Origin of the sequence: Paludibacter sp. (assembly GCF_009712605.1) — a bacterium.
Lineage (GTDB): Bacteria > Bacteroidota > Bacteroidia > Bacteroidales > Paludibacteraceae > Microbacter.
This window is the reverse complement of sequence record NZ_WASO01000010.1, coordinates 124003-150002: the sequence shown is the minus strand read 5'-3', so window position 1 is coordinate 150002 and position 26000 is coordinate 124003. Positions and strand designations below refer to the sequence as shown.

The following is a 26000-nucleotide window of genomic DNA, read 5'->3' as shown; positions in this document are numbered from 1 at the left end:
TTATAATACAATATTAGTTAGGATTAATTCAGCGTAATTTCCTCGTTTAGCATTTTTACCTCCAATTAGGCTTGCTCTATCAATTTCATACATTTTGTCTCCGTTGTTGAAAATTTCTCTTATAGTTTGGTGAGCAGCGTTTGTTAATATGTAATAAGCACCTGCATTCTTTATCCTGTTTATAGCATCAGCTAGCTTAAATTGATCTTCTAATGAGAAAAGTTTCTTGTTGTAGTGAATAAAACCATTTAGATTATGCGTTACCGTATATGGGGGATCTAAAAAAACTAAATCATTGTTACGTATATTCTCAATTGAGCTTGTAAAGTCTTGATGAATTATTTGAGCGTTTTTCAATAATGAACTAGCTTTTAATATGTTATCAAAGTCAAATTGATAGTTATTCCTATAGCCATATGGTACGTTATATTCTCCTCTTGAATTTACTCTATACAAGCCATTGAATGACATTTGGTTAAGGTATATAAATCTGGCCGCTTCTTTAAATTCATTTGAAAATTTTTGATTTCTTATTAAATAGTAATAATCCTTAGATTTTTCAAAAGAATGAATTTGTTTGATTACCTCTTCTGGGTTTGTCTTAATAGCATTGTAAGTTTCAATTAGCTCTTTATTTATATCTGAGATTATTGCATTTTGTGGCGATAAATGAAAAAATACAGCACCGCCTCCAATAAAAGGTTCGTGATAAGAGTTGTAATTTTTGATATCAACAAATTTATCCAATTCCTTTAATAGCCATTTTTTGCCACCAGCCCATCGTAGAAAAGGCTTTGAATTTTTGGCTATTGATTTCTTTGCTTCAGTCATGTTTCGGGCGTATATTGTTTTATTTCTATAAGATATGCGTTTGAGGTTCTGTTGTGCATTTCAGTAATTTATCTGTTGAGCTCTTTTTATGTCTCGTTGCTAGTTAATGAAGTGCTCGTTTTTATCGACATGTTGTTGTCAATATTCCAGTTGTTAAATGCTTTAGGTTTATTGTCTAACCCCATTTTGTTCTCTTTTATGGAGAATCATAAACTGCTAAGCAAGCTTTTTTTTGGCCAAAAGGGTTACAAAGTTTGCCGTTTCAAATCTACAAAAATCCTTCTAAAATACACTAATTAGCTTAAATAATATTTTATATCGAAAAGCAGTATGCAATCAAACCTGATTCTTCTCGGACGGAGAATGTCGCTTCCTATTAAAGAAAAATCCCTATCTTTGTGCCGCTTTCGGGTTGAGCGGGAAAAGGTCTATTTTAGGATCTGTGTTGTTCTGTATTAGCCTGTTGCATAAATAAATAACTTTAGCTGAATGTGCTTTTCAACGGTTTGATCCGAAGAGAAAGCGCCTAATCTAAACTTAAGAAAACTATAACTACAATGAAAAAAGCTTATGTATTTCCCGGTCAGGGAGCCCAGTTCGTAGGAATGGGTAAGGATTTGTATGATAACAATCCTTTGGCTAAGGAACTTTTTGAAAAAGCAAATGAAATTCTGGGATTCCGTATCACTGATTTAATGTTTGCAGGAACTGACGAAGATCTGCGTCAGACAAAAGTAACGCAACCTGCAATTTTCCTTCATTCTGTAATTCTGGCTAAAACTCTTGGGGCAGAATTTGCTCCGGAAATGACTGCCGGTCACTCTTTGGGCGAATTTTCAGCATTGGTTGCAGCAGGTGCTCTTTCATTCGAAGATGGATTGAAACTGGTTTCTGCCCGTGCTCAGGCTATGCAGAAAGCTTGCGAAAAACAACCTTCTACAATGGCAGCTGTTCTTGGTCTTGAAGATGCTAAAGTGGAAGAACTTTGTGCTTCGGTTGAAGGTATTGTTGTTCCTGCTAATTATAACTGTCCGGGTCAGTTGGTTATTTCCGGCGAAATTGAAGCTATTCAAAAAGCCTGTGAAGTCGCAAAAGCCGCCGGTGCCAAACGTGCTTTGGTTCTTTCGGTTGGTGGTGCATTCCACTCTCCGTTGATGGAGCCGGCTCGTGTTGAACTGGAAGAAGCTATTGCCCGTACTCAGTTCTCAACTCCTGTTTGCCCTGTTTACCAGAATGTAAACGCTCAGCCTCAGACAGATCCTGAAGTAATCAAACAAAACCTGATTGCTCAGTTGACCTCTCCGGTACGCTGGACACAAACCGTTCAGAATATGATTGCAGATGGTGCAACCTGGTTCCGCGAACTCGGTCCTGGTACTGTTCTTCAGGGTCTTGTAAAAAAGATCAACAAAGAAGTTGAAACTTGCTAACATATAGTAGTTAACGTATACTCCTTAAAGGGGGAAATGTGGTTTTTATCCGCATTTTCCCCTTTTTTTGTTGTCTGTTTCTGGTGGAAAGTGTTTGCAGTAAATAAGTTTCGATCAGATTTATTTATTTTGAAGCATTAATATGTGCCGTTCCTACGGAACTTCGCTTTCTGTTGTCGGTATTTTCTATAAACCGGTCATGCCTTTGGCATTTTAAGCCCCATCGGGGCGATAGGTTTATAGAAAAAGCAGGATTTCGGAAAAGATAAAGTGCCGTAGGTACGACAGCTTATTCGAAAATGAGTATACAGTAAAAAGTAAGGACGATTTTGTTGCTTGATTATCAGGTGAAATTTTTGGATGTGTTTGTTCTCCGGCCAATGAATAGCGAGGATGAAACTATGTCTTTTTGAGTCATTAAGCAAAATATCGGATAATCATATTATTTTAGATAAGCTCATGAACTGAATCCGATAATATTTTGTACTTTTGTAGCCCAATTTTAGTCAGTGGATTTTGTTTTGTGAAATCCGTGTGAGTTGGATTGGACTTTTTTTATCAATCCAAGTGAGTTGGATTTTCTATTTGTTATTTATAAATTGTCTTTTTATTTTATTTATTCTTTTAGAGAATTGATATTCGGATGAAAAACAAGTATGTCGATTTAATTGAACAATCCTTCGAATTCCCAAACGAAGAGTTTACTGTAGAGGATAACGAACTCTACTGGTATGGTGTTCCTCTGATGGATCTTATCAAGCAGTACGGAACTCCGCTGCGAGTTAGTTACCTGCCAAGCATCGCCAAGAAGATACAACGTGCGCGTCGTATGTTTAACGTGGCAATGGCAAAGGTGGATTACAATGCTGATTATCACTATTGTTATTGTACCAAAAGTTCGCATTTCTCTTTTGTGATGGAAGAGGTGCTGAAGCACGGTGTTCATATTGAAACGTCTTCGGCTTTTGATATAAATATTCTGGAATCATTATTCGAATCCGGTCAACTTAAACCCGATACATTTGTTATATGCAATGGTTTTAAACGTCCTCATTATGTTGAGAATATCCAGAATTTGATAAATCTTGGTTTTGATAATGTAGTTCCGGTACTTGATAATAAGTTCGAACTGGATTTGTTACTTAATGAGTTCGAGCCTCAATTTAAAGTAGGTATCCGAATCGCTTCGGAAGAAGAACCTAAGTTTGACTTCTATACATCACGACTGGGGATTCGTTACAATGACATCATTCCTTATTATTGTGAAAAGATTCAGAACAATCCTCAGGTGGAGCTCAAAATGCTTCATTTCTTTATCAATACAGGAATAAAGGACACGGCTTACTACTGGAATGAACTGAACAAGGCGGTCAATCTTTATTGCGAAATGAAGAAGATATGTCCGTCGCTTGATAGTCTGAATATCGGTGGAGGTTTCCCCATTCAGGCACACCTCGACTTCGTTTACGATTACGACTACATGGCTGAAGAGATAGTAGCTCAGATCAAAGCTATCTGTACTCAGAATGATGTGCCAGAACCTCATATCTTTACCGAATTCGGTTCGTATACTGTTGGTGAAAGCGGTGCAATGCTCTATTCTATTGTCAATCAGAAACAACAGAACGACCGTGAGTTGTGGAACATGATCGACAGTTCGTTTATGACAACGTTGCCGGATACCTGGGCTATTAACCAGCGTTACGTCTTCCTTGCTATCAATAACTGGGACTCTGAATATCAACGCGTTCATTTAGGCGGTTTGACCTGCGACAGCGAAGATTTCTATAATGCGGAGGCTCATTCAAATGCGGTGTTCCTTCCTACGATGAAAGAAGATACCGAACAGTACATTGGGTTCTTCCATATGGGGGCATATCAGGAATCACTCAGCGGATTCGGCGGTATACAGCACTGTTTGATTCCTGCGCCGAAAGTGGTGGTGATTGATCTGGATGAAAACGGAGAATACGTTACTAAACTGTTTGCTAAAGAGCAAAGCTACAAATCGATGCTAAAAATTTTGGGCTATTAATAAGTTCTTGTTAATTTCACAAGAAATTTGCAATTTTGTACGCTGTAAAAAGCTTTTTACTCTAAATTCTATGACGATGAAGAAATTAATTTATTTGGCTCTTATTGTGCCTTCTATTCTGGTTGTTTCCTGCAAAACCACACATCCGGCAGGTATATACGCAAAAGCTCAGTCGACAGAACAACAATCTTCAGTGATTGCTGCTCCGGCAACACAGGCTCAGGTTCCTTCTAATCCGGTATCAGGAAAAGAAAATGTGCGTAAAGAAAATTTCAAGCCTATTGCGACAGAGACCAACCAGGATGTGGTGAATAAAAAATATCATGTGGTAGTCGGTAGTTTCGGTAGTCAGCTCAACGCTCAAAACCTTGCTGCTACATTGAAAAAAGAAGGCAAAAATCCGGCAGTTGTTGTCAATGAAAACAACATGTACCGTGTAATTATTGCTTCTTATGACGATTATGCTCAGGCAACCAGTGCAAAAGTTGAATTACAGTCGCGTTTCGCCGACGCATGGTTACTGGTACAAAATAAATAATCACTTCTGATTGTTGGCGGAACCTCTCAGAAAGTGTTTCGCCGGTCAAAAGAGCTGACAGGCTATTGAGTTTGTCGGCTCTTTTCTTGTCTTATCACTTATATTTGTGGAAAGTTGAATTATATCTGTTTAATTTAGTGGGTTCAGGAGGACTTTAGGATAGAAGGTTAAGTCTGATAGAGCCTAATTATTTTGTAAGAACGAAACTACAAATGCCTTTTACTTTTTGTCTTGACACAAAAAGTAAACAAAAAGGTCAAGGCTATGCCCGCTTCGCTCAAAAAACTAGCGCTTATCGACGAAAATTGTCCAAACTTGTTCTCTCCTTTTGTCGAGAACTGCAAACAAGGGCAATTTTTGCGTCGCTTCACTTGTTTTTTGGCTCACCGGACAATGCCGTTCCAATCTGCATGAGCAAGATAAACAAAAGAAAGAACAAGATTATTTTATAATCATTTGAAAAACCAGACCCGGAGGGATAAACAAAGAATACCAAACCGACGAAAGGCTGTTTGAGTGAGTAGGCCAGTTACAGACTCTTGGTAATGAGAATGTGTTTTATGGCCGAGCGAACGAGTTCTTTTCGTCAATGTTTTTGCTTACTTTTTGCGCCAAAAAGTAAGGCCTGCCGCAGGCAAAGAATAAAAAAAGGTAAGGGGGTATAAGAGTAGTGCGTTGAAAATGTGTATGTTGTTAAAGTGCAAATTATAATCCTCTGATACAGGTAAAATAATAATGCTTTCGAAAATTGATTCTATGTACAACTTCAAACATATTTGGCATCTTACTTATCCGATAATTCTGACGCTATTGGCGCAGAATCTGGTGAATCTTACCGACTCTGCTTTTCTGGGAAGAGTGGGGGAGGTAGAGTTAGGCGCATCTGCTCTTGCCGGTGTGTTTTATCTTGCCGTGTTTGTCGTGGGGATGGGGTTCAGCTCCGGCTCACAAATATTGATTGGCAGACGTAATGGTGAACAAAATTATCGTCAGATAGGCGAAGTGTTCAATCAGGGGATGATTTTTACATTGCTGTTGGCGCTGTTTGTTTTTCTGCTCAGCTTCTTTTTTGCAGCTCCGTTGATGCGCTCTTTCGTTCATTCGCATGCTGTTTGCAATGCTACTATTGAATACCTCAATTTCCGCATCTTCGGTTTCTTCTTTGCGTTTATCAACCTGATGTTTCGGGCATTCTATGTGGGCGTTATGCGAACAAAGGTGCTGACATTGAGTGCGTTTATTACTACGGGGGTGAATGTTCTGCTGAACTATCCGTTAATCTTCGGGCACTGGGGATTGCCGCGCCTTGGTATCGGAGGTGCTGCGCTGGCATCGGTCATTGCCGAGGCGGCTACCACGTTGTTCTATTTTATCTATACCTGTAAAGCTGTTGATACAAAACGCTTCGGATTGTTTGAGATGCATCGGTTTAGCTGGCAAACGGTTCGTCAGATTCTCGATATATCCCTGTTTATTATGATGCAGATCTTTTTGTCTGTGTCGACCTGGTTCTTGTTCTTTATGTTTATTGAACAAACCGGTGAACGACCGCTGGCTATTTCCAATATTATTCGTAGTCTCTACTCGTTGTTGGGGTTACCGGTGATGGCATTCGGGCAAACCATCAGCACCATTGTGAGTAATCTGATAGGCGAAGGCCGGTCGGACGAGGTGCTGCCTACCATTCGCAGGCAATTTCGCGTGGCGCTCGGAGCGGTGATTCCGGTTGCCATATTTGCTGCGCTCTTCCCAAAGCTGCTTGCCTCCATTTATACGGATAACAGCGAATTAATCAATGCCGCTGTCCCTTCGATGTATGTGTTCTGTGGGGTGTTGTTTGTTTTTGCTTTCGGCTGTATCTGGTTCAATGCACTTTCAGGAACCGGAAATACGCGCATGGCATTGCTTTTCGATATGACAACGCTGGTGGTGTATATGGCCTATAACTATGTGGTGAACTTTGTGTTTCACTGGTCGGTGGCTATTGCCTGGATGTCCGAAATCGTCTATTGGCTTGGACTTGGGATCATGTGTTACCTCTATTTCCATTTCGGAAACTGGAAAGCCCGAAAGATATAAACGACAAACCGCGCCATGCGTTTGCACGGTGCGGTCTTCTCTTTAGATATTTGGTTTACGTTGAGCAAAACTAACCTATTGCTCAATGCTTCTTAAAAGCATATTGTTTCGTGTCTGATATTTTTTATCTCAGACTTCTTGTTCTTTTGGCGAGGGCTGATGCTCCATTATTTTGATCCCCGCTTTTATTTCGCTTACCTTCTTCTCCTTAATTTTTTTCTGGTATTGCGATGGAGTGCAGCCGTAAAAAATCCGGAAATCTTTACTGAAATGTGATGCCGTGCTATAACCCAATCGGCTCCATAGTTCTTGCATTTCAATTGATTCGTCGTTTTTTAGATAAGTGCATGCTTTCTCCATTCGCAGCCGTTTGATATAACGGCGGGGCGTCTCTCCTGTTACTTTTTTGAAAATCCGGTGGAAGTGATATTCAGAAAACATTGCAATTGAAGCAACCTCTTTCAGTGACATATTTTTCCCGGGATTTTCCTTCAGGTACTCGATAGTTTTGTTTATACGCTCTAAATGATAGTCGCTATTCATCTAAATTGAAATGTTTGCACAAAAATAGATTTAATAAATTTAGCAATGTGTTCAAATCTTGCTTTTTAGATATTTTAATCAAAAAAGATGGAGGTTTTCGTTTCTGTTCCGGCAGGAGGAAAATTTATTTTGCAAATTAATCAGCTGGGATATTGTGTGATTCGGTCAAAGACGGTTGTTCAACGACATCTGTTTCTATTTCTCTGCATTTTATTTGCCGGCATAATTGTATTGGCCTTCTTGTATATTTCGGGTTTTGTGTCATTCAAAAAGCTTGTAAGTTGTTTTAAGTTGTAAAAAGAAAGCTGTAAGTTTGTCTTCTTATTAGTAAATATGATGCTTGCATTTAATTGTTTATAACCTTTTTATCCTATGAACCGTAAAATCTTATTAGCCTTTATTGTTTCAACTGTTTTGTTTCAGTTTTCAAATGCTCAGCAAAATGAACTTTGGAACGGTAAAAAATGTGCTGTAGTTCTTACCTATGACGATGCGATTGATGTTGATCTCGACAATGCCATACCTGCCCTTGATTCGGTAGGTCTTAAAGGAACTTTTTATATAATCGGACAGTCGCCGGTGGTGGCAAAACGAATGAACGAATGGAGAATAGCTGCGCAACGCGGACACGAACTGGGCAACCATACGCTAACTCATCCCTGCGACGCGACTCTTCCGGGGCGTAGCTGGCTTACACCCGAAGACGATCTTAGTCGCTTTTCGGTAAAACGGGCACAAAACGAAATCAGAATTACAAGCACCCTTTTGCAGGCAATCGACGGCAAAGCCGAGCGTTCTTTTGCCTATCCATGTGGTGATCGTACCATTGGAGGTGCCGATTTTTATAAGCCTCTTGAAAAAGAATTTACCGGAGCTCGTGGAGTTACGCCGGGCTTACAGCACAGCAGCGAAGTCGATCTCAATGATATTCGTTGTTATATGATTAACGGTGAGGGGGCCGACTATATGACAGGTCTTGTGAAACAGGCTTTAGAGTCGCATACGTTGCTGGTGTTCCTGTTTCACGGAGTGGGTGGTGGACACAATATTAATGTTTCGCTGGAGGCGCACAGCAAGTTGCTCCATTTTCTGAAAGCGCATGAAAGTGAAATCTGGATTGCTCCGATGGTGGATATGGCTAAGTATATCAGGGCAAAACAGGCGGAAAAGAAATAATTCTGCCATTTATAACTGAAAAACTTGAATGAATACTATAGTTTTTGATATAGACGGCACACTGATCGATACCGAGCAGGCGGTGCTGTGTGGTTTGCAGAGTCTGCTGAAGACCGATTACGGCAAAGAGTTTTCATTGAAGGAACTGGAATTTGCTTTCGGATTGCCAAGCTCTGATTCTCTGCCGATGTTCGGCATTGAAGATGTGCAGCAGGCCAATCTTCGCTGGAATTTCTTTTTTCAGCAATTCTTCCATACGGCAAAGGTGTTCGAAGGTATCCGCGAAATGCTGGTGTCTCTGAAGGAGATGAACCTGCAGACCGGCATTGTTACCTCCAAAACGCAAAACGAGTTTAAACACGAGTTCGCGCCCTTCGGACTGGCCGATCTTTTCGATTATGTGGTATGTTCCGACCAAACCGAAAAGCACAAGCCTGATCCTGAACCGATGCTCAAGTTTCTGGATGTTTCGGGTGCTAAGTCAGAACAGACCATCTACATCGGCGGTACAGTATACGATTGCCGGTGCGCTCACGGAGCTGGAGTGAAATTCGGTCTGGCGGGGTGGGGTAGTCGCCACCCGGAACAAATCGCTTCCGACGTGACATTTCGGGTGCCGTCCGATATTGTGGAGTGGGTGAGATTCTGAGAATGTCTTCGGGTTGCAATGGATGGCGATTGAAACCCGCGTTGTTTTATCATTGCTGATTTTTATAGGCATCGTTTACCATCGCTAAACCTGTACATGAGGGAGAAATTGGATATAACCGAACCGTCTTTATCGCGAATAGACATAAATAGATATTTATGAATTCATTATTTAGAACTGTTAGTATTGTTCTTTTATTAATTGGATTGGCTAATTGCAAAAGAAGTGAAGATGAGCCTAAAACTAAAACAGATAATTCTGGTATTTATGTATTAGTGAACAATCCAATAGTATCGGTCAGCAATCCTGCAATATTAGAAGGAGCAGTGAAGTTATGGCATAATAATACGCTTACTAATATTTCAGTATCAGATTACTATCTTGCTTCGGGTATGTTTGTAGATGGTAATGATACATATATTGTCGGATATGATGCAAGTACAGAAATGGCTGTATATTGGAAAAATAATATGCTGGTCAATTTGCCATCTGTAGGTGATACTAAGGGGTTATCAATCTTTGTGTCGAAAGGAGATGTCTATGTTGCAGGGACTAATTTTTCGGGTGGTAAAACCTATGCCAGATATTGGAAAAACGGAGTAGTTACTAACCTTACTGATGGCAGATATTCTGCGGCAGCAACTTCTATTATAGCGTCGAATAATGACATTTATGTTGCCGGCTATGAATATAATAGTTCGGATAAAAGTATTGCTAAATATTGGAAGAATGGAGAAGCATTTAGTATTACGGATGGAACTTGTTCTGCAAGAATTGAAACAATGGTGCTGTCAGGGAATGATCTTTATGTAGCAGGTTATGAATGTAATAAAATAGGATTTAAGGTTGCTAAATATTGGAAAAATGGAACTGCGGTTACATTAAGCAACGGAAATTATGATGCTGAGATTAGATCAATATTTATTGATGGAGCCGATGTCTATGTAGCAGGATACGAGGGGACTCATGATATTCCTAGGGTTGCCAGATACTGGAAAAACGGGATTGAAGTAACTGTAAGCAATAGCAGTACTGTTTCAGAAGCTTTTTCAATCATGGTAAAGAACAGTGACATTTACATTGCCGGTCAAGAACATAGTGGCACTGCTTCAGTTGCAAAATACTGGAAAAACGGGGTTGAAACAATCTTAGCCACAGGAGGAGACGATACAGCAGCTCAGGCGATATTCATGAAGTGATATTGTATATTCATAACAACGAATAAAACGATACAAACATAGATGTGAAGCCTCTTTCGACAATAGAATAGAGAAGCGAAACAGGATTAATTTTTATATGGAACTATCCGAAACGGTTAAGATTATTCCGGCAGCCATTATTGGTCTGACCATACACGAGTTTGCTCATGCTTATACGGCTTACCGACTGGGCGATAACACGGCCAAAGACGACGGGCGCATATCTCAATCCGTTGCGACATATCGACTGGATGGGTTTCTTTCTGATCATTGTTGCCGGTTTCGGGTGGGCCAAGCCGGTCAGCTTTAATCCCGACAACCTGAAGCACAAGCACCGCGATGAGATTCTGATCTCCATTGCCGGACCGCTCTCCAACTTCCTACTGGCACTGCTGCTGTTGATTGTGGCACGGATACTTTTTGTCTACCCCTATTTCAATGCTACCGAAACGGGAATAGCCGTTATCAACCTGATAGTCCTTTCGGGGATCATTAACTTCGGACTCTTTGTGTTCAACCTTATTCCGCTACCTCCGCTCGATGGATCGCATGTGTATCTTACCTTCCTCAAAGACATCAATCCTACGCTGATGATGAACCTCTATAAATGGGGAACAGCGGCATTGCTCGGCATTATCCTGCTCGAAAACTATGCGCATCTCAATATCTTGCACCTGTCGCAGATAATAAACCATATAACGGTGTTCTTTCTGAGGTTGCTGGATTTTCAGTAGCCGAAACAAGAGCTTGACTTAAAGTTGGATAGAACGCAAATTAAGCAGGTAATCGCAAAGTAAACTTAAAAACGACCGTCAGTTGTCTGACGCATACATAGTAATAATCATCAATCAGTAATCATTTAAAAATCATTAACATGAGAAAAACACTTGTAATCGTTATCCTTTTAGCTTCATTTTTTTCGTGCGATGCACAACCAGGTATTTCAGTAGAAGTGCCACGTCCCTTGAAAAATGCTCCAACTCCCAGTGCCGGTTATGGCAAAGACCTTGGAGATTTTAAGAGCGGAATTTATACCATGACAAGTGCAGGACTTACCCGCCAATATACCATCGATATTCCCCAAAACTACGACAAAAACAAAACTTACCGTTTGATTTTTACCATGCACATGATGGGGGGAAGTATGAAAACAATGGTTGATAATAATTATTATGGTCTTAAAGCCTATGCCGAACAAAATAATGTTCCTGTTATTTTCGTTGCACCTCAGGGATATACCGACCAAACTCCCTGGCGTGCAAGTGATGACAAAGATCATATCTTCTTTGCCGATATGCTGAAGTTGTTTAAGGATAAACTGAGCATTGACACCTCCCGTATCTTTTGCTGCGGATTTAGCTTTGGTGCTATGTTTACCTACTCGTTGTCATTAGAATTTCAGAGTGATCTCCGGGCTGTAGCCTGCTATTCTCCAGCCAACTGGAATATTTATCTTCCTGAAAACAAGCACAAACCTCTGGCTTACTTTAGCACAACAGGTACTCAGGACGGACTTTGCAAATTTGTCAATTCAGATGAGAAAAAGCAAGGTGGCAAATATTGTGTTTTGACACACATCGAAGATAACGGCTTAAAACAATTGCCGGAAGTACCGACAGCTACAACACCAACTCATATCACAACTGACTTCAAAGGACTTCCTGCGGAATATCCGGTAATGTTTGGTTCATTCGTGGGCGGTCATACCGACAACATGAAAGATCCCGGATCTGATGTCAACTGGATCGCCAAAGAAACGTGGGATTTCTTTATGCGTTTCTAACTCTCAGTAGCCGATAGATAAAAAAGCGACAAAGGCGGTTCTCCGATTATCGGGAAATCGCCTTTGTTATTTTAGTACGTTTGGATTGCGCGGAATCGAACGCAAATTACGCAAGTAACCACAAATCAAGAAAACATCTAACTGTTTACTGAGGCAGCGTTTGTAGTAGGTTATTCGTGGTGATTTGTGTGATTCGTGTCCCTTGCGTTCAAAAAAACTTCTTGCTATTACATCCGACGTAGTCAGAAGTCATACGCCGAACATCAATCTGCTTTACACGCTACGATGAACAGAGGCAGTATGCAAAGTTGAGGAAATCATTACTCCGATCTTTTGTTTATGAGGCTGTCTCAAAAGATATATTGATTTTGTAATAACTTACGATTCGAAAGTAGATTATTGTCTGTTTTTTACCCCAACCCCTGAAGGGGCTATAAATCTGCTATTTTTATTGGCGTAAAAGTCCCCTTCAGGGGATTAGGGGTATAAAGATGAGATAGCCTTTCTGTTTATAAGTTTATCAATAGCGACATTGACTTTTTAGACAACCTCCCTTTCACATGTTTCCATTGCTCGTTGCTACTACGTAGTTTGCATTAATTCGCTCAAAGAATACCATAATCTTGTTTGGATATTTTCCTGTGATCCAAAAAACGACCGGTACTTTTCTCCAAGTTTATTAATTATAATCCAGTGAGGAGTTCCTTCACACTGATACAAATCAAAAACTTTATGTTCTTCATCGATATATATAGGAAAAGGAAGTTCCTTTGAGGTAAATATTTCAATAATTTCTTCTTTCGTAATAGCTCTGTTGAAATTACTATGTATTCCAATTACTTCCAGATCGTTAAATTCGTGCATTATTTTATGAGCTAAAGGAAGGGCTCTACCGGTACAACCTAAACAATCATTATTGTAAAAGAGAATTAGTAAGTTCTTGTTATAATATTTTTCAGAGATATTAATAGGCTGGTAATCCAATGTTTTAACTATTATATCAGGTGCTTTTGTCATTTTGAGTTTTATGTTTTCAATCAATTTTTACTTGCAGATTACAAAGCGGTAACGTATTTATTTTCTATCAATAAGTAGTTGCGAAAGCGAGCCTGGATATCCGCGTTGGCTGGCTAGTTCACTTGCCAGCTTATCAATCTCGGTTTTTGAGATGCTGTCAAGCAGTGCATTTTGTTTTGCATTCGATTGAAATGCCGGAATAATCTTTTCTTCCTGCATTTTCTGAATGATTTGCATGGCTACCGTTAAAGCAGAAGATGCTTTTACAATCTCAGAACGAGCATACGATTCACATGGAAAACACACTTCACCTACTCTTAGGCTGGGGTCATCTCCGGGTATTTGTTGTGCTCCGTGCAGGGGCGGCCCACCCACAGTAGCCGATTTGAATGACGGTACATATTGGGCTGCATATCGGATGGCAGCTTCAGTTCTTTCGTTGATTTCGTCTTGATTCCATTCACGGGCAATTTTCTGTTTGATGGTAGAGTCAAATTCAACGGGTGATACATCTTCTGTTGATTGTATCAATCCATTATCAAACAGGGTGATATCCATGGTCATACCATGAATTTGATAATAGTCGTTATTGTAAGGCGTTAGCTGAGCCATACCGTGCGTACTGCCACGCTCTCCGTGAAAAATCATTTCGGGAATTAAGCCCGGAATACTATGCCATTTGGATATATAGGTCGCTTTGTATTCAATCAGTCGGTTAGAGTTTAGCTGAATATATGCATCCACATTCGCCGTTTTATAGCCGGATGAATTCACTAAATACTTCACTTTGTAGACGGCATCATTTGTGCTTATTTCCCAGTTGTAATCCAGATTCTGATCGCGTACGTCTTTGATGTCGGTGACTTTAGTGTTTGTTTGTAGCTCACATTCTTTGGCCTTAGCCAGAGCTAACTGTACCTGAGCGGCTACTCGAAACAGGTTCCATCCATATTCCTGTACTAAGAAAACCGGCATTTTTAAGCTTTCGTAATCGATGTATTTAATAGCGTTGGCCATCCATTCATCATGCGATTTGGGCTGTTTTACGGTGGCTTGTTTTGCCAGTGCAACCAAATCATCGTGCGTATAGGCTTTGTAATAGTTGGCCGGATTGCCCAGTACTTCATTAGATGCATCTTCACCAACCAACTCCAGGTAGTAGTTTGCCAGAAGTTTGAGCTTCTCCTCAATCTTATTTACATCCAGTTTTTCTGATTTTGGAACGCTGATAAAGGTCGGTCTTTCGTCAATCGATTGAGGAAATAGCCGTGCCATTTCGATTGATTGACGCATGAGCTGTTTACATTGCTCAATAGATATGTCGGGGTAAAGATTTCCTCCTGCGTGTAAGTGGCAGAATGGAGGTCCATTCACAAGACTTTCACCTTGTTCAAATAAAATATTGTCTATTCCGTATTGGGCGAGTTGTAAAGCAGTGACAGAACCTGATATCCCGCCACCGATAATGCCCACATTGTATATCTTACTCATTTTAAAATATTTTTTGTAGGTCAGAAAAACGATCTAACACTATACTTGGTTTATAGTCTGCAATATTCTCGTTGTAATTGTAGCCATAGGTCACACCCACGCTATTCATCCCCGCGTTTTGCGCTGCAAGAATATCATTTTTTGAGTCACCCACCACGATGCTTTTTTCTACTGTCGTATTCATCTCTTTCGCTAAATAAAGCAAAGGGGCGGCATGAGGCTTTTTCTCCGACATTGAGTCTTCGCCAATCCAACGTTTAAAGTACGGTTTAATGGAAAGAAAATCGAGAATCGGTTCAATGTAGTCAAACGGCTTATTCGAGCAGATCACCATCTTATAGCCTTTTTTATCAAGGTAATTTAGGGTTTCTACTACTCCCGGATAAGTGAATGTTTTCTGACACGACACTTCTTTATAAGCCGAAAGATAAAACGCAAATGCTTCTGCGAAAAAATCACTCGTTGGGTCCTTGTCCTGCATGGCAAGTTTCAACGCTCTTTTTACCAACGTAGAAGCTCCGTTTCCAACAAATGAAGCAACCCGGTCTATCTCTATGTCGGGTAAATTAAAATGCGTCAACATTTTATTGATAGCCGTTGCTAAGTCGGGAATACTATTGATGAGAGTGCCATCAAAGTCGAATATAATAAGTTCTTTATCTTTAAAATCCATAGTGTTTAATTTGGACTACAAAGATGTGGAAGTTTTGATGAAATACTAAGCTATTGGTGGGGATTTTAAAAGAAAATGTATTCTATAGGCATCATTTTTACAATTAAGAACAATGGTGCGCATAGGGGTAGTGGCGATTTCAGATGTGAGTCGTTATCAACTGAGGCAGAAAATAAATAGAAGTACTGCACTTTGATGTTACAATGCTGGAGCCTTGCGTTTATCCCCGACGTAGGCAGAGCCATACGCTGAACCCTAATCTGCTTTTTCATCCTACGATGAACGGAGGTTGTTTGATCGCCACAGTGCGATGGCGCACCAAATTGGTACGTTCACGCAGTAGTTTGATGAAACATTTAACGAATTTACTGCAATGGCGTAGCAATTTTATGAAATATTTAACGATTGCGCTGCGATGATGCACCGAGTGGATGAAACATTTAACGATTGAGCTGCGGCTTTTAACGAATGGGGTGCGATGACGCACCGGATTGCTGCGATGGTTCTTTTCGACGATGCGATGCTGCATCAAAAAGATGGAATGACACTGTTGTGCGAAGGCTTCATGCAATAAAAAAAGCCTTCCGGATTCCTGCCCGGAAGGCCGTACAGCTTTTTTACTTTGCAGACAAACTGGTTTGTGAGTTGGACTCGCCGGCAGTGGGTTGCTGAAACAGCTTTCCAAGTTCTTACACAATAGTTTTCGTTGAATGTTATTTCGCGCGGGAGCGGCGTGGTTATTAGTTTGTTTTCAATTCATAATTTGTACTTCGTCCGCCTTGTTCAGATTTTGCCAGAATTCCTTTCTCTATTAAATCCTGAATGTCACGCAATGCTGTGTCTTGCGAACATTTTCCGATTTTTGCCCATTTTGTCGTATTCAAAACTCCTTCAAAGTCGTCCATTAGCATATTTAGTAGTTGTAGCTGCCTGTCGTTTATTGTTACTTTCGAGTTACGTAACCAGAATTCGTGTTTGTAAATAACTTTTTCGAGTAATTTCTCCGAGCTTTCTATTGAGTGTAATAAACTATTCAAAAACCATTCAAGCCAGTTGGTTATGTCCAAACTCCCTTTTTGTGTTTTCTCCAAAATGTCATAATATGAATTTCGTTCTTTCCGTATTTGTGTCGACATGCTGTAAAACCGATATGATTGTTCGTCTGAACGAGCTAACAACATATCACTTAATGCTCTTGAAATTCTTCCATTTCCATCTTCAAATGGGTGAAGCGTTACAAACCACAAGTGTGCAATTGCAGCTTTTAAAACAGGGTCGACATTCTGTTCCAGGTTAACCCAATCGAAGAAAATTCGCATTTCATTTTCTATTTGATTTGCTGGTGGAGCCTGATAATGAACTTTTTCTTTTCCTAAAGCTCCGGAAACAACCTGCATTGGTCCGGTCGAATCGTCACGCCAATTTCCTGTGATTATTTTGTACATTCCGCTTTGTCCTGCCGGAAAAAGAGAAGCATGCCAACTGAAAAGTCGCTCTTTAGTCAGCTCTTTGTCGTATTTCTTTGTTGCATCAAGCATCAAATCAACTATTCCATCCACATTTCGTTCAGAATAGACAAGTCCGGAAATGTCTAATCCTAAGCGCCTGGCAATCGAAGACCTTACTTGCTCTCTGTCAAGAAATTCACCCTCTATTTCTGTCGATTTTAGAATTTCAATGGTCAATATTTCAAGATTTGCTTCATTTTGAAGTTCAAAGCCCAAAGCCCCCATTTTTCCAATGAGTTTTCCTTGTCGATTTCTCACATAAGCAAGCAATGGTAACAGTTTATCACTATTCCATTCAAAGATTGGCCAGTTTTGATTGTCGTATAAATACATATTCTTTCTCCGCTAAATATGCGGTAAAAATACAACATATTCACCGCAAGACAAAATATATTCCGCATAAAATGCGGTTATAATGCTATTTATTCTCCGCATCTTTTATTTTTTGCCCTTGCCTCTGTTCTATGTAGTCAGTCTTTCCATTCAGATTGTTGAGCGTAGTCTGCGACTACGTCCTGTTTAGTAAAAAAGCTCCTGCTTTTGAGGTTACAAGGCTGGAGCCTTGTTTTATATCCGACGTAGGTAAAGCCATACGCCGAACCTGAATCTGTTTTACACGCTATTGCGAACGGAGGTCTCCTGATCCGTGCTAGTGGAGATGCGTTAGGTGTTTGTGCTTTCTTCTTGTTTTTTATCTTCCGCTTTTATATGATTAAATGCTCGTAGCCGATTTCTTGCTTTCAAAACAGCGATGTAATGTGCGCTTTGGTCTGGGTCGCTACTTGTAATTAATGTTGCGATTGTCACAGTATGAAACGTATTTAGCCAGAATTTCACTCCAACGTTTCAATGTAAATCTGCAAATAACTTTATGTTCTTTATCGTAAACTAGTGTGTTTTTATATCCAAAGTAAGTTGAGATTTTGACTTGAACATTAGAAATGTATGTCACAATATTATCCTCATTTTTGTATTTTTCCGAAAACGCGACAATACGACTTAAAAACTGATATACTTCTTTTGAATTTCCTCTAAAATATTCAACTTCATAACTTCCGTCATCTCTACTGTCAAAGTAATTCTGGTATCCCCACAGTGAAAATATGTCGGTTTGAGCTTGTTTTTCATTCTCAATGAGTTTCCAGTGAGATAGATATGTTTTGTCCGATAAATTGTCAAAAAATACAGTTTCAAGTTTATAGGTTTGTGAAAATAAGTTTGCAGAGACAATGCAAACAAGTGCCATTAAAATTATCTTTTTCATGCTATAAAGTGTTTTGAAGATCGGAATATAGAATTATCACCTACTGCCGCACGATTGCATCGTGTGACTATAGCTCGCTTTCGTGGTTTCGCCGACCGGCTGTTACAGTTTCTTTTTTACCCTACCGTTTGGCTTGCCCACGCGAAAGATTCGCGCGGGAGCGGGGTTTAGTCACACGATACGCTACGCTAATCGTGCGGCAGCGGAGGGGACAGTAACCATTATTTTGTTTTTGCTTCAATCAATTCTATTATTCTTTTATTCTTACTCTTTTTGGCAAGCTTAAGACTTGAATTCCCCTTGTCGTCTGCAAAAGTAACCAATGCGCCATTTTCTAATAGCAGCTCAACAATTTCAGCGTTTTTATTCAGGATAGCCTGATTTAAGGCACATTCCTTGTCGTGTGTTGCTGCATAGGCATTGACATTTGCTCCTTTTTCAATGAGAAATTTAACTAAGTCGTAATGATTACTTCGAGCCGCCTGAATTAAAGGAGTGATTTGATCATCAGGTGTATCTTCTAAATTCGCTCCATGATCAAGTAAATAAGACACGAGTTGTATTGATCCGGTTTTACAGGCAAACCGGATTGGTGTTTGGTTGCCGGCAGCTTTAAATCTGCGATTAAGATCGCCTCCATTTTCTACGATAAATTTAACGAACTCGTATGCATTTTCTTGACAAGCCAAGAGAATTGGAGTCGCGTCGCTATTTATAACAGGCAGGTCAACATTTCCGCCGTATTTTAAAAGTAGTTTCCCAACTTCCACATTGTTGTCGCCAGCGGCAATAAACATTAGGCTAACCCCAGATCCATTTCTTTGGTTTGGATTCTCTTTGTTTATCAGTAATGATTCAATTTTTCTTAAATCTTTCTGCTTATATGCCTCGAACAGCTCTTGAGACATCCCTTGTAAAGTAGTTAGTAACAGTAATGAAGTGAGAAGTTTTTTCATGGTATTTTTTTTTATGCTTGCAAAAGTTTTTTTATTGTTGCGCCTGCTGCCGCACGAATTGAAAAGCAACGAGCTTTTCTTTTATATCCGACGTAGACAGAGCCATGCGCCGAACCTGAATCTGTTTTACACGTAGTATTTCTTTTCATTGTTCGTTACACCAAGTCATTGAGATTGAAAGTGTAAATTTTTTGCTCTGATTTAATCATAAACCACAGACCTGTCTTGGCAACCAAAGTAGTGTCTACTTTTTTTAAATATTCAAGTAGGTCTTTGATAGTAATATTGACAATAAGAAAAACGCTGTCGGTAAATTGAAATATTTTTTGATAGACAGCTAACTTATAAAAGTCTGTTTCAAAATTTCCATTTTTCAAGTTGTCGCCATATTTCACTTCAACTATAAGCTTTTGATTATTAACATCGTCTTGTCCACCGTGAAGAACTAAATCGGGAACAAAGTATGTTTTTTCTAAAAGTCCATTTGCTTTGATCTTCTCAAATAACGCTGAGTTTTTTAGGCGTGGATATGACTTTAATGCAAGGGTTAGATTTGTCTTACTTACTTCTCCGTTTAATTTTAATGAATCGTATGTCTTGTTGTTATTCCGTTTAATAATTGTCATCCAAGTGAAATAAAGTTGATAGCAAAAATTCCTTTCTAAAGAATGTTCCTTAAGTTGCTTTTGATTTTCTAAAAACTGTAAAATGTAATCGTCAACATAGGGTTCGTTTAACATTGAACTAAAAAACGGACTATCTGAAATGTTTTCGTCTTTACTGAGCCCTATATATGTGTCAAAGGTCACGAAAGAAGAGTCAACGTCATTTAATGCTCTTTCTAAATCTGTTATATAAATGTTTTGTGTCATTGAGTCTATTTGTTAATTGTAAAGGCTGGTCTTTTAATATTACCCTTTGCTGCCGCACGATTGCATCGTGTGGCTATTCCTTAACTTCCAGATTTCTTCGACCGGCTGTTACTATTTTGTTTTTACCCTGGCGCTTGGCTTGCCCACGCGAAAGATTCGCGCGGGAGCGGTGGGTAGATCCGGGTTTCTGCAATGTATCAAGCCTGTTTATGGCATAAATTAATAGCACGGGTCAGGAGATCCGCGCTAGCGGGGGGGGGCGTAGTTTTTATTTTCGATTAAATCTGTCAATGGAGCTAATAGTGTCTTATAAAATTCCTTTGTCTCTTTATCGTCGATAATCAGTTTTCTAACGGCACACTCATATTTGTCTCGAGTTAAACCAAGACCAGTTGCTATCTTAGTCAATACAGGTGTTTCTCTAATTGGATAGCGAGATATTAATCCGTTTAGATTATTTTCTGCAATTAGTTTTTCAAATAGTGCTTCTTCTTTTTCAATTACCTCTTTCAAATCTAATGCATATTGAAATATCCTTTTTTGTGCAATATCTTTATGTTTGGGTAAAATTGTCATTACTTTATTCCTAACTTGTTTTTCGCAAAGCCTTGAACAAAGTCTTTCTTTATGCGGTCGTAAATTATTTATGATTTCTGAAGTTGCTTTCGCATAAAGCTCGTTTTCGTCCATCCCAGTCACTTCAGACAATCGCTTTGCGACTTTCTTGACAATGTCTAAATTGTAATAAAGCGATTCTACGGAATATGATTTTAGTGCGGCAATTCCCTTTGAATGTAAAGTTTGAATTTGATCACGAGTTCTATCGTCAGAATCAATTAAACCGTAGGCATTTATCCAATGTAGTTCAACAGTTCCTTTTATGCCTTCAACAGCCTTTTCAACTTTATTGCAACTCCCTTGTGGAATTACAGTCACATTTGGAAAAATTAGCTGATAAATCTGCCTGTCCAAGCTTTCATACTCACCTTCAACAAACAAAATATTCCGTTTAGCTCCTAAAATATCGAGTTTGACCGAGTCTGGTATTTTAGCGGTATCAGAAATTAAATCTGCGTCCCAGTCTTTTATATTCTTACCATTCCAATTACAACTTCTTAATAAAAGAACTTGTGATTCATAATGGTCGACAGGTAAAAAAACATCATGCGTTGAAATTACAAATACGCAGTCCCTTCTCTTGTGAAATAATGAAGTTAGTAGTGGAGAAATAATTGACCGGTGAAGGTGTCTTTCTGGTTCATCAATTATAATTAAACGATTTGGTTCTGTGGTCAAAACATCAGCACATATTAAAAGAGCATTTCTTTCTCCATCAGACAATTCAGCTATACTATATGGTTCACATCCATTTTTAGACGCGAATAAATGCTCTTCACGACCTAAAGTAATAGTAATCGGTATATTTGAAATTGCCAATAATTCATTGATTGCTTGTAGTGGAGCTTGAAAATTTGAATATTTTTTTGCTAGTTCAATTTTATCAGTATCAACAGCGTTCGCTATTCTTCTCGCTCGTATATTTTCCGAGTTTATTAAATCAAAGATAGAAATACTTGAACGCTTTTGAGTAAACTCATCTTTCCAACGTGAATAAGTATTAGAATCATGCCCTTTTATCCATTCCTCATTTTGTTTTTTTTGAGAGGCTGTCATATTCATAGAATTATCATCAAACCAAGTCTGTCTATGGGCTAAAATTCTTTTTGAGTGGTTCTTGTTTTGCAGAAAGAGATTATACATTAATGTCGATTTGCCAACCCCATTGGCTCCAAGAACAAATAATGCCTGACCTTCAATTAATGGTATATTTAAGGAACCGTTATTTGACGTCAAAATAGAGAATTTATATTTCTTTTCTATAATTGCATCCATATTTTATTTTTTTGAATTACGTAAAACATCTGTTTATGTGCGACAGTGCAGTACTTATTTTGTTTTTTTTGAAATTAGTATTGCTAAATAGTTTATAATTAGCGGGTTGTTTCTTTCTGTGCAGAATGATAGTTGTCGCGCATATCCATTTATTAAATGTTTTATGCAATGTGGTGGTAATCTCCCTTATTTCCAGTCGCTCATCAGATTTCCTCTACAAACATACGATAAATTATTAACAAACTAAATGAAATTTCTGGCTGATATAAAAAAATAATTATTAAGCTAATCGATCGTGTGAGAAGGTGTAAAAATAACAAAGGCTTCATTGAAGTGCTAAGTTCAATGAAGCCTTTGCCGTGTGTATATCAGTTCGGAATTACTTCGAGTTTTCAGGCGTTTTCAGCCATTTATCCAGCCAGTCGAAGAAGGTGCGTTGCCACAGGATGCCGTTTTGTGGCTTGGTTACCCAGTGGTTTTCGTCGGGGAAGTAGAGGTAACGAGCCGAAATGCCTCTCAGCAATGCTGCGTTGTAGGCTGCCATTCCCTGCGAAGCCACGATGCGGTAATCCTTTTCGCTGTGAACCACCATAAGGGGGGTATCCCATTTGTCGACGAAGCGGTGGGGCGAGTTGGCATAGCTGCGTTGTGCCGTGGGGTTGTTTTTATCCCAGTAGGCGCCGCCCAAATCCCAGTTTACGAACCACATCTCTTCGGTTTCGCAATATTGCTGTTCCAGATTGAAGATGCCGTCGTGTGCCAAAAAGGCTTTGAAGCGTTTGTCGTGGTGACCAGCCAGCCAGTAGACCGAAAATCCGCCGTAGCTGGCACCCACGCATCCCAGGTGATCTTTGTCCACATACGGTTCTTTGGCAAGCGCATCAATGGCCGAAAGGTAATCCTTCATGTTTTGTCCGCCGTAGTCGCCGCTGATCTGTTCGAGCCACTCCTGACCGAAGCCGGGCAATCCGCGACGGTTGGGAGCCACCACGATGTAACCGTTGGCTGCCATAATCTGCATGTTCCAGCGATAGCTCCAGAACTGGCTTACCATGCTTTGTGGTCCGCCCTCGCAGAAGAGCAGGGTGGGGTATTTCTTGTTTTTGTCGAAGTTGGGAGGATAAATCACCCAGGTAAGCATATCCTTGTTGTCGGTGGTTTTAATCCAGCGACCTTCTACGTTAGCGATTTTGAGTTGTGCCATCAGTTCCTTGTTTTCGAACGAGATTTGAGTCTCTTTACCGTCGGCAGGATTGATCGAGAAGATTTCGGTAGGAGCCGACATTGACTGACGCGATCCGATGAGGTTTTTGCCTGCCAAATCGATAGAGACATAGTCGTGCACACCTTCGGTTACGCGGCGAATGGCATTTGTCTTGACATCGGCCACAAAAATATCTTCCACGCCGTGGAACGGGCTGATGAAATAGAGCTTGCTGTTGTCCTTGCTCCAGCAGATGTTATGAACGCTTTGATCGAGCTTTTGGGTGTAGTCTTTGGTAGTTTTGGTGGCAAAATCGTACACCATCAGGCGCGATTTATCCGACTCGTAACCGTCGTGTTCCATGCTTTCCCATGCAATTTTCTTGCCGTCGGGCGCAAACACGGGGTTGATATCGTAACCCATCATCCCTTCCGAAATGTTTTCGGTGGTTTTGGTGGCAATATCGTAGAGATAGATATCCGAATTGGTGGAGAGGGCGTAAGCTTTACCCACCTTTTTGCGACAGGTGTAGGCAATCTTTTTGCCGTCGGGCGACCATGCTAGTTGCTCCACACCACCCATCGGGCGCATCGGCGATTCGAACGGAGTACCCAGCAACAGGTCTATGTCGTTGCTCAGTTTGCTGCCGTCGAAATCGGCAACGAAAGGATGAGGATAGCTATCCACCCATTCGTCCCAGTGGCGGTACATTAGGTCTTCGTTTACGCGACCCGTTGTTTTGTCGAGTCCGGCAAAGAGTTTTTCGTGTGGATTCTCCTTTTTAACTGTTTTGATGTAAAGAATGTGTTTGCCGTCGGGGGCATATTTAAAACCTTCGATTCCGCCGTCGATCGACGAAATTTGTTTGCGATCCTGACCGTCCAGCGTCATTTCGAAAAACTGGTCGTTGCCATCCTTATCGGGAAAGGTAAAACCGATGTGTTTGCCATCGGGGCTGAAAGCCGGACTGCCTTCGCTCTTTGCCGTTTGGGTAAGGCGCTGCACGTTGCTGCCGTCGGCATTCATCATATACAGGTCAGCGTTGCTCTTGTTTTGCTCCACGCTGTAGTAGCGCACGCTGTACAACACTTTTTTGCCGTCGGGTGACACACTCACATCGCCCACACGACCGAAAGCCCAAAGCGCTTCAGGGGTCATCACTCCGTTCTGCACTTTGAAGTCGCTTTTTTCAATCAGCTTTGCTTCGTCTTTTGCATGGGAAGGAGTCGCGCATAAAGTCATAATCAATAAAGTAAAAATCAGTTGTTTCATAAAACTAATTTGAGAATTTCAAAATTTGGGGATGTGAAGATTTGGGAATGTGGAAATGGAACTTACAAAATGAATTAAGCGCAAATACAAATGTTTTGCGCTTAATTTTCACATTCTCAAATCTCCAAATTTTCTAATTAATAAGGAGTTAGATATATTCGTCCTTGAATTTTACCTGTGCGTCGGTAACAAATTGCCGGATATGTTGTTCGTTCTCTTTTTTGCAAATAAGCAGTACGTTGTTCGATTCGGCAACGATATAGCCTTCCAGGCCGTCGATCACTGCCAGTTTTCCCGGTTCAAGTGTTACAACGTTTTCTTTGCTGTTGTAATACTGAGCGTTGCACTTGAGGGTGACGTTTTTGTTGTCGTCTTTGTCCGATAAATCGTAGAGCGAGCCCCAGGTGCCCAGATCGGACCATCCGAAGTCGGCCGTCAGCACATATACGTTGTCGGCCTTTTCCATTACGCCGTAGTCGATAGAGATATTATGGCAGGATGGAAATGCGTCGTTGATGAATTCCTGTTCTTTATCGGTATTGTAAAAATCCTGACCTTGCGAGAATTTCTGGTGCATTTCGGGCAACAGCTTTTCGAAGGCGGCGTCAATCGTCTGAAGATTCCAGAGGAACATCCCTGAATTCCAGAAAAACTCGCCACTTTTCAGGAAAACTTTAGCTAATTCCAAATCAGGCTTTTCAGTGAAAGTCATTACTTTGCGAAGCGAACCTTTTCCGTCGGCAACCTGGATATAGCCGTAGCCGGTTTCGGGGCGACTCGGTTTGATGCCCAACGTCAGCAGGCAATCGTTCTTTTCGATAAAATCAAGACCCTTGCGGATAACCGAACCGAATTCATCTTCTTTCAGAATCAGGTGGTCTGATGGAGAAACAATAATGTTGGCTTTGTCGGTTTGCGATTTGATGCGGTGTACGGCATAAGCGATACAGGGAGCCGTGTTGCGCCGGCAGGGTTCCAGCAATACCTGATTGGCTGAAATTTCAGGAAGTTGTTCAAGTATAAGGTCTTTGTAAATTACATTCGAGACAATAAGGATGTTTTGTGCCGGTACGAATTTGCTGAAACGGTCGAACGTCATTTGCAGGAGAGAGCGTCCGGTGCCAAAAAAGTCGAGAAACTGTTTGGGACGGCTGTTTCGGCTGAACGGCCAGAAGCGGCTGCCGATTCCGCCTGCCATGATGATACAATAATTATTTTCCATAGTTTTTTTAACCAATTGAATATAAGATTGTTGTTTTATGTTGGTTATGCAAGCAAAGTTACACTATTTTTTGTATCACCCAAAGGGTTGTTTAATTTTTGCATCCTTGGGTCGGGTGCTCACTTTTCAATCGGGATGGCGCTTTTAGGACGATAATCTTTTAATTGGATACGTAAAACTTTGTCTGTTGTTGTGACTGATTAACGGAGGCATGTGATTTTTATTTTGTGAAATGATTATCTGATATGTCACCTAATTGAGTTTTATGTCGTCTGAAAGACGAGATTTTCATAACCGTAAGCCAATGGCTTACGGGTTGTCAAGGCCCCGCCCTTCTATGCCTGAAAGGCATTACTTTTAGTAAA

22 protein-coding genes are annotated in these 26000 nt (G+C 40.3%); 10 read left to right on the top strand and 12 right to left on the bottom strand.

All coding sequences use genetic code 11. The features are described 5' to 3' along the window. Positions 1-831 carry a Dam family site-specific DNA-(adenine-N6)-methyltransferase gene (locus tag F8N35_RS09290; protein ID WP_293051762.1) on the bottom strand — a complete coding sequence of 277 codons (831 nt, stop codon included), beginning with the start codon at positions 829-831 and terminating at the stop codon, positions 1-3. A gap of 557 nt (positions 832-1388) precedes the next feature. Here F8N35_RS09290 and fabD point away from each other — a divergent pair. The 4 genes from fabD (at position 1389) to F8N35_RS09270 (ending at position 6913) form a co-directional block, all read left to right on the top strand. After that, the gene (gene fabD / locus F8N35_RS09285) at positions 1389-2261 is read left to right on the top strand and encodes an ACP S-malonyltransferase (protein ID WP_293051759.1); all 873 of its coding nucleotides are present in this window, start codon (positions 1389-1391) and stop codon (positions 2259-2261) included. A gap of 643 nt (positions 2262-2904) precedes the next feature. After that, positions 2905-4296, top strand: a complete 1392-nt coding sequence (locus F8N35_RS09280; protein ID WP_293051757.1) for an arginine decarboxylase — start codon at positions 2905-2907, stop codon at positions 4294-4296. 76 nt (positions 4297-4372) lie between these two features. Further along, entirely contained in the window at positions 4373-4834 is a 462-nt protein-coding gene (locus F8N35_RS09275) for an SPOR domain-containing protein (protein ID WP_172795576.1), read from the top strand. Between the two features lie 735 nt (positions 4835-5569). Next, positions 5570-6913, top strand: coding sequence for an MATE family efflux transporter (locus tag F8N35_RS09270; protein WP_293051750.1), 1344 nt, complete (start codon positions 5570-5572; stop codon positions 6911-6913). Positions 6914-7042: 129 nt separating this feature from the next. On the opposite strand, the gene F8N35_RS09265 is transcribed toward F8N35_RS09270, so the two are convergent. Beyond that, positions 7043-7456, bottom strand: coding sequence for an AraC family transcriptional regulator (locus tag F8N35_RS09265; RefSeq protein ID WP_293051747.1), 414 nt, complete (start codon positions 7454-7456; stop codon positions 7043-7045). 372 nt (positions 7457-7828) lie between these two features. On the opposite strand from F8N35_RS09265, the gene F8N35_RS09260 reads away from it, so the two are divergent. The 6 genes from F8N35_RS09260 (at position 7829) to F8N35_RS09235 (ending at position 12263) form a co-directional block, all read left to right on the top strand. After that, entirely contained in the window at positions 7829-8632 is an 804-nt protein-coding gene (locus tag F8N35_RS09260; protein ID WP_293051745.1) for a polysaccharide deacetylase family protein, read from the top strand. Positions 8633-8660: 28 nt separating this feature from the next. Continuing rightward, positions 8661-9281, top strand: coding sequence for an HAD family hydrolase (locus tag F8N35_RS09255; RefSeq protein WP_293051742.1), 621 nt, complete (start codon positions 8661-8663; stop codon positions 9279-9281). Positions 9282-9439: 158 nt separating this feature from the next. Next, positions 9440-10480, top strand: a complete 1041-nt coding sequence (locus tag F8N35_RS09250) for a hypothetical protein (protein WP_293051739.1) — start codon at positions 9440-9442, stop codon at positions 10478-10480. A 97-nt stretch (positions 10481-10577) separates the two neighbouring features. Further along, the gene (locus F8N35_RS09245) at positions 10578-10790 is read left to right on the top strand and encodes a hypothetical protein (RefSeq protein ID WP_293051736.1); all 213 of its coding nucleotides are present in this window, start codon (positions 10578-10580) and stop codon (positions 10788-10790) included. After that, complete coding sequence (locus F8N35_RS09240) at positions 10732-11214, top strand: site-2 protease family protein (protein ID WP_293051734.1); 483 nt, start codon at positions 10732-10734, stop codon at positions 11212-11214. Before F8N35_RS09245 ends, F8N35_RS09240 begins: the two co-directional genes overlap by 59 nt. A 140-nt stretch (positions 11215-11354) precedes the next feature. After that, the gene (locus F8N35_RS09235; RefSeq protein ID WP_293051732.1) at positions 11355-12263 is read left to right on the top strand and encodes a hypothetical protein; all 909 of its coding nucleotides are present in this window, start codon (positions 11355-11357) and stop codon (positions 12261-12263) included. Positions 12264-12845: 582 nt separating this feature from the next. On the opposite strand, the gene F8N35_RS09230 is transcribed toward F8N35_RS09235, so the two are convergent. The 10 genes from F8N35_RS09230 to F8N35_RS09185 form a co-directional block, all read right to left on the bottom strand. Then, complete coding sequence (locus F8N35_RS09230; protein ID WP_293051730.1) at positions 12846-13280, bottom strand: redoxin domain-containing protein; 435 nt, start codon at positions 13278-13280, stop codon at positions 12846-12848. Positions 13281-13337: 57 nt separating this feature from the next. Continuing rightward, complete coding sequence (locus F8N35_RS09225) at positions 13338-14771, bottom strand: FAD-dependent oxidoreductase (RefSeq protein ID WP_293051727.1); 1434 nt, start codon at positions 14769-14771, stop codon at positions 13338-13340. Position 14772: 1 nt separating this feature from the next. Then, positions 14773-15444, bottom strand: a complete 672-nt coding sequence (locus F8N35_RS09220; RefSeq protein ID WP_293051724.1) for a phosphoglycolate phosphatase — start codon at positions 15442-15444, stop codon at positions 14773-14775. Positions 15445-16184: 740 nt separating this feature from the next. Continuing rightward, positions 16185-17285 (bottom strand): Fic family protein, encoded by a 1101-nt coding sequence (locus F8N35_RS09215; protein WP_293051721.1) that lies wholly within the window; start codon positions 17283-17285, stop codon positions 16185-16187. A gap of 445 nt (positions 17286-17730) precedes the next feature. Then, the gene (locus F8N35_RS09210; protein WP_293051718.1) at positions 17731-18216 is read right to left on the bottom strand and encodes a hypothetical protein; all 486 of its coding nucleotides are present in this window, start codon (positions 18214-18216) and stop codon (positions 17731-17733) included. Positions 18217-18437: 221 nt separating this feature from the next. Continuing rightward, a complete protein-coding gene (locus F8N35_RS09205) occupies positions 18438-19172 on the bottom strand; it encodes an ankyrin repeat domain-containing protein (RefSeq protein WP_293051715.1) in 735 nt (244 codons plus the stop codon). Between the two features lie 155 nt (positions 19173-19327). After that, a complete protein-coding gene (locus tag F8N35_RS09200; RefSeq protein WP_293051712.1) occupies positions 19328-20044 on the bottom strand; it encodes a hypothetical protein in 717 nt (238 codons plus the stop codon). A 246-nt stretch (positions 20045-20290) separates the two neighbouring features. Next, positions 20291-21937, bottom strand: coding sequence for an AAA family ATPase (locus F8N35_RS09195; RefSeq protein ID WP_293051710.1), 1647 nt, complete (start codon positions 21935-21937; stop codon positions 20291-20293). A 379-nt stretch (positions 21938-22316) separates the two neighbouring features. Next, entirely contained in the window at positions 22317-24383 is a 2067-nt protein-coding gene (locus F8N35_RS09190) for a S9 family peptidase (protein ID WP_293051948.1), read from the bottom strand. A gap of 178 nt (positions 24384-24561) precedes the next feature. After that, positions 24562-25635, bottom strand: coding sequence for a mannose-1-phosphate guanylyltransferase (locus F8N35_RS09185; protein ID WP_293051708.1), 1074 nt, complete (start codon positions 25633-25635; stop codon positions 24562-24564). Positions 25636-26000 lie beyond the last annotated feature (365 nt).

What these genes read in the sequence shown, in the direction of transcription:
- F8N35_RS09290 (WP_293051762.1), bottom strand. Translation starts at nt 831, where the DNA reads ATGACTGAAGCAAAGAAATCAATAGCCAAAAATTCAAAGCCTTTTCTA.
- fabD (WP_293051759.1), top strand. Translation starts at nt 1,389, where the DNA reads ATGAAAAAAGCTTATGTATTTCCCGGTCAGGGAGCCCAGTTCGTAGGA.
- F8N35_RS09280 (WP_293051757.1), top strand. Translation starts at nt 2,905, where the DNA reads ATGAAAAACAAGTATGTCGATTTAATTGAACAATCCTTCGAATTCCCA.
- F8N35_RS09275 (WP_172795576.1), top strand. Translation starts at nt 4,373, where the DNA reads ATGAAGAAATTAATTTATTTGGCTCTTATTGTGCCTTCTATTCTGGTT.
- F8N35_RS09270 (WP_293051750.1), top strand. Translation starts at nt 5,570, where the DNA reads ATGCTTTCGAAAATTGATTCTATGTACAACTTCAAACATATTTGGCAT.
- F8N35_RS09265 (WP_293051747.1), bottom strand. Translation starts at nt 7,456, where the DNA reads ATGAATAGCGACTATCATTTAGAGCGTATAAACAAAACTATCGAGTAC.
- F8N35_RS09260 (WP_293051745.1), top strand. Translation starts at nt 7,829, where the DNA reads ATGAACCGTAAAATCTTATTAGCCTTTATTGTTTCAACTGTTTTGTTT.
- F8N35_RS09255 (WP_293051742.1), top strand. Translation starts at nt 8,661, where the DNA reads ATGAATACTATAGTTTTTGATATAGACGGCACACTGATCGATACCGAG.
- F8N35_RS09250 (WP_293051739.1), top strand. Translation starts at nt 9,440, where the DNA reads ATGAATTCATTATTTAGAACTGTTAGTATTGTTCTTTTATTAATTGGA.
- F8N35_RS09245 (WP_293051736.1), top strand. Translation starts at nt 10,578, where the DNA reads ATGGAACTATCCGAAACGGTTAAGATTATTCCGGCAGCCATTATTGGT.
- F8N35_RS09240 (WP_293051734.1), top strand. Translation starts at nt 10,732, where the DNA reads ATGGGTTTCTTTCTGATCATTGTTGCCGGTTTCGGGTGGGCCAAGCCG.
- F8N35_RS09235 (WP_293051732.1), top strand. Translation starts at nt 11,355, where the DNA reads ATGAGAAAAACACTTGTAATCGTTATCCTTTTAGCTTCATTTTTTTCG.
- F8N35_RS09230 (WP_293051730.1), bottom strand. Translation starts at nt 13,280, where the DNA reads ATGACAAAAGCACCTGATATAATAGTTAAAACATTGGATTACCAGCCT.
- F8N35_RS09225 (WP_293051727.1), bottom strand. Translation starts at nt 14,771, where the DNA reads ATGAGTAAGATATACAATGTGGGCATTATCGGTGGCGGGATATCAGGT.
- F8N35_RS09220 (WP_293051724.1), bottom strand. Translation starts at nt 15,444, where the DNA reads ATGGATTTTAAAGATAAAGAACTTATTATATTCGACTTTGATGGCACT.
- F8N35_RS09215 (WP_293051721.1), bottom strand. Translation starts at nt 17,285, where the DNA reads ATGTATTTATACGACAATCAAAACTGGCCAATCTTTGAATGGAATAGT.
- F8N35_RS09210 (WP_293051718.1), bottom strand. Translation starts at nt 18,216, where the DNA reads ATGAAAAAGATAATTTTAATGGCACTTGTTTGCATTGTCTCTGCAAAC.
- F8N35_RS09205 (WP_293051715.1), bottom strand. Translation starts at nt 19,172, where the DNA reads ATGAAAAAACTTCTCACTTCATTACTGTTACTAACTACTTTACAAGGG.
- F8N35_RS09200 (WP_293051712.1), bottom strand. Translation starts at nt 20,044, where the DNA reads ATGACACAAAACATTTATATAACAGATTTAGAAAGAGCATTAAATGAC.
- F8N35_RS09195 (WP_293051710.1), bottom strand. Translation starts at nt 21,937, where the DNA reads ATGGATGCAATTATAGAAAAGAAATATAAATTCTCTATTTTGACGTCA.
- F8N35_RS09190 (WP_293051948.1), bottom strand. Translation starts at nt 24,383, where the DNA reads ATGACTTTATGCGCGACTCCTTCCCATGCAAAAGACGAAGCAAAGCTG.
- F8N35_RS09185 (WP_293051708.1), bottom strand. Translation starts at nt 25,635, where the DNA reads ATGGAAAATAATTATTGTATCATCATGGCAGGCGGAATCGGCAGCCGC.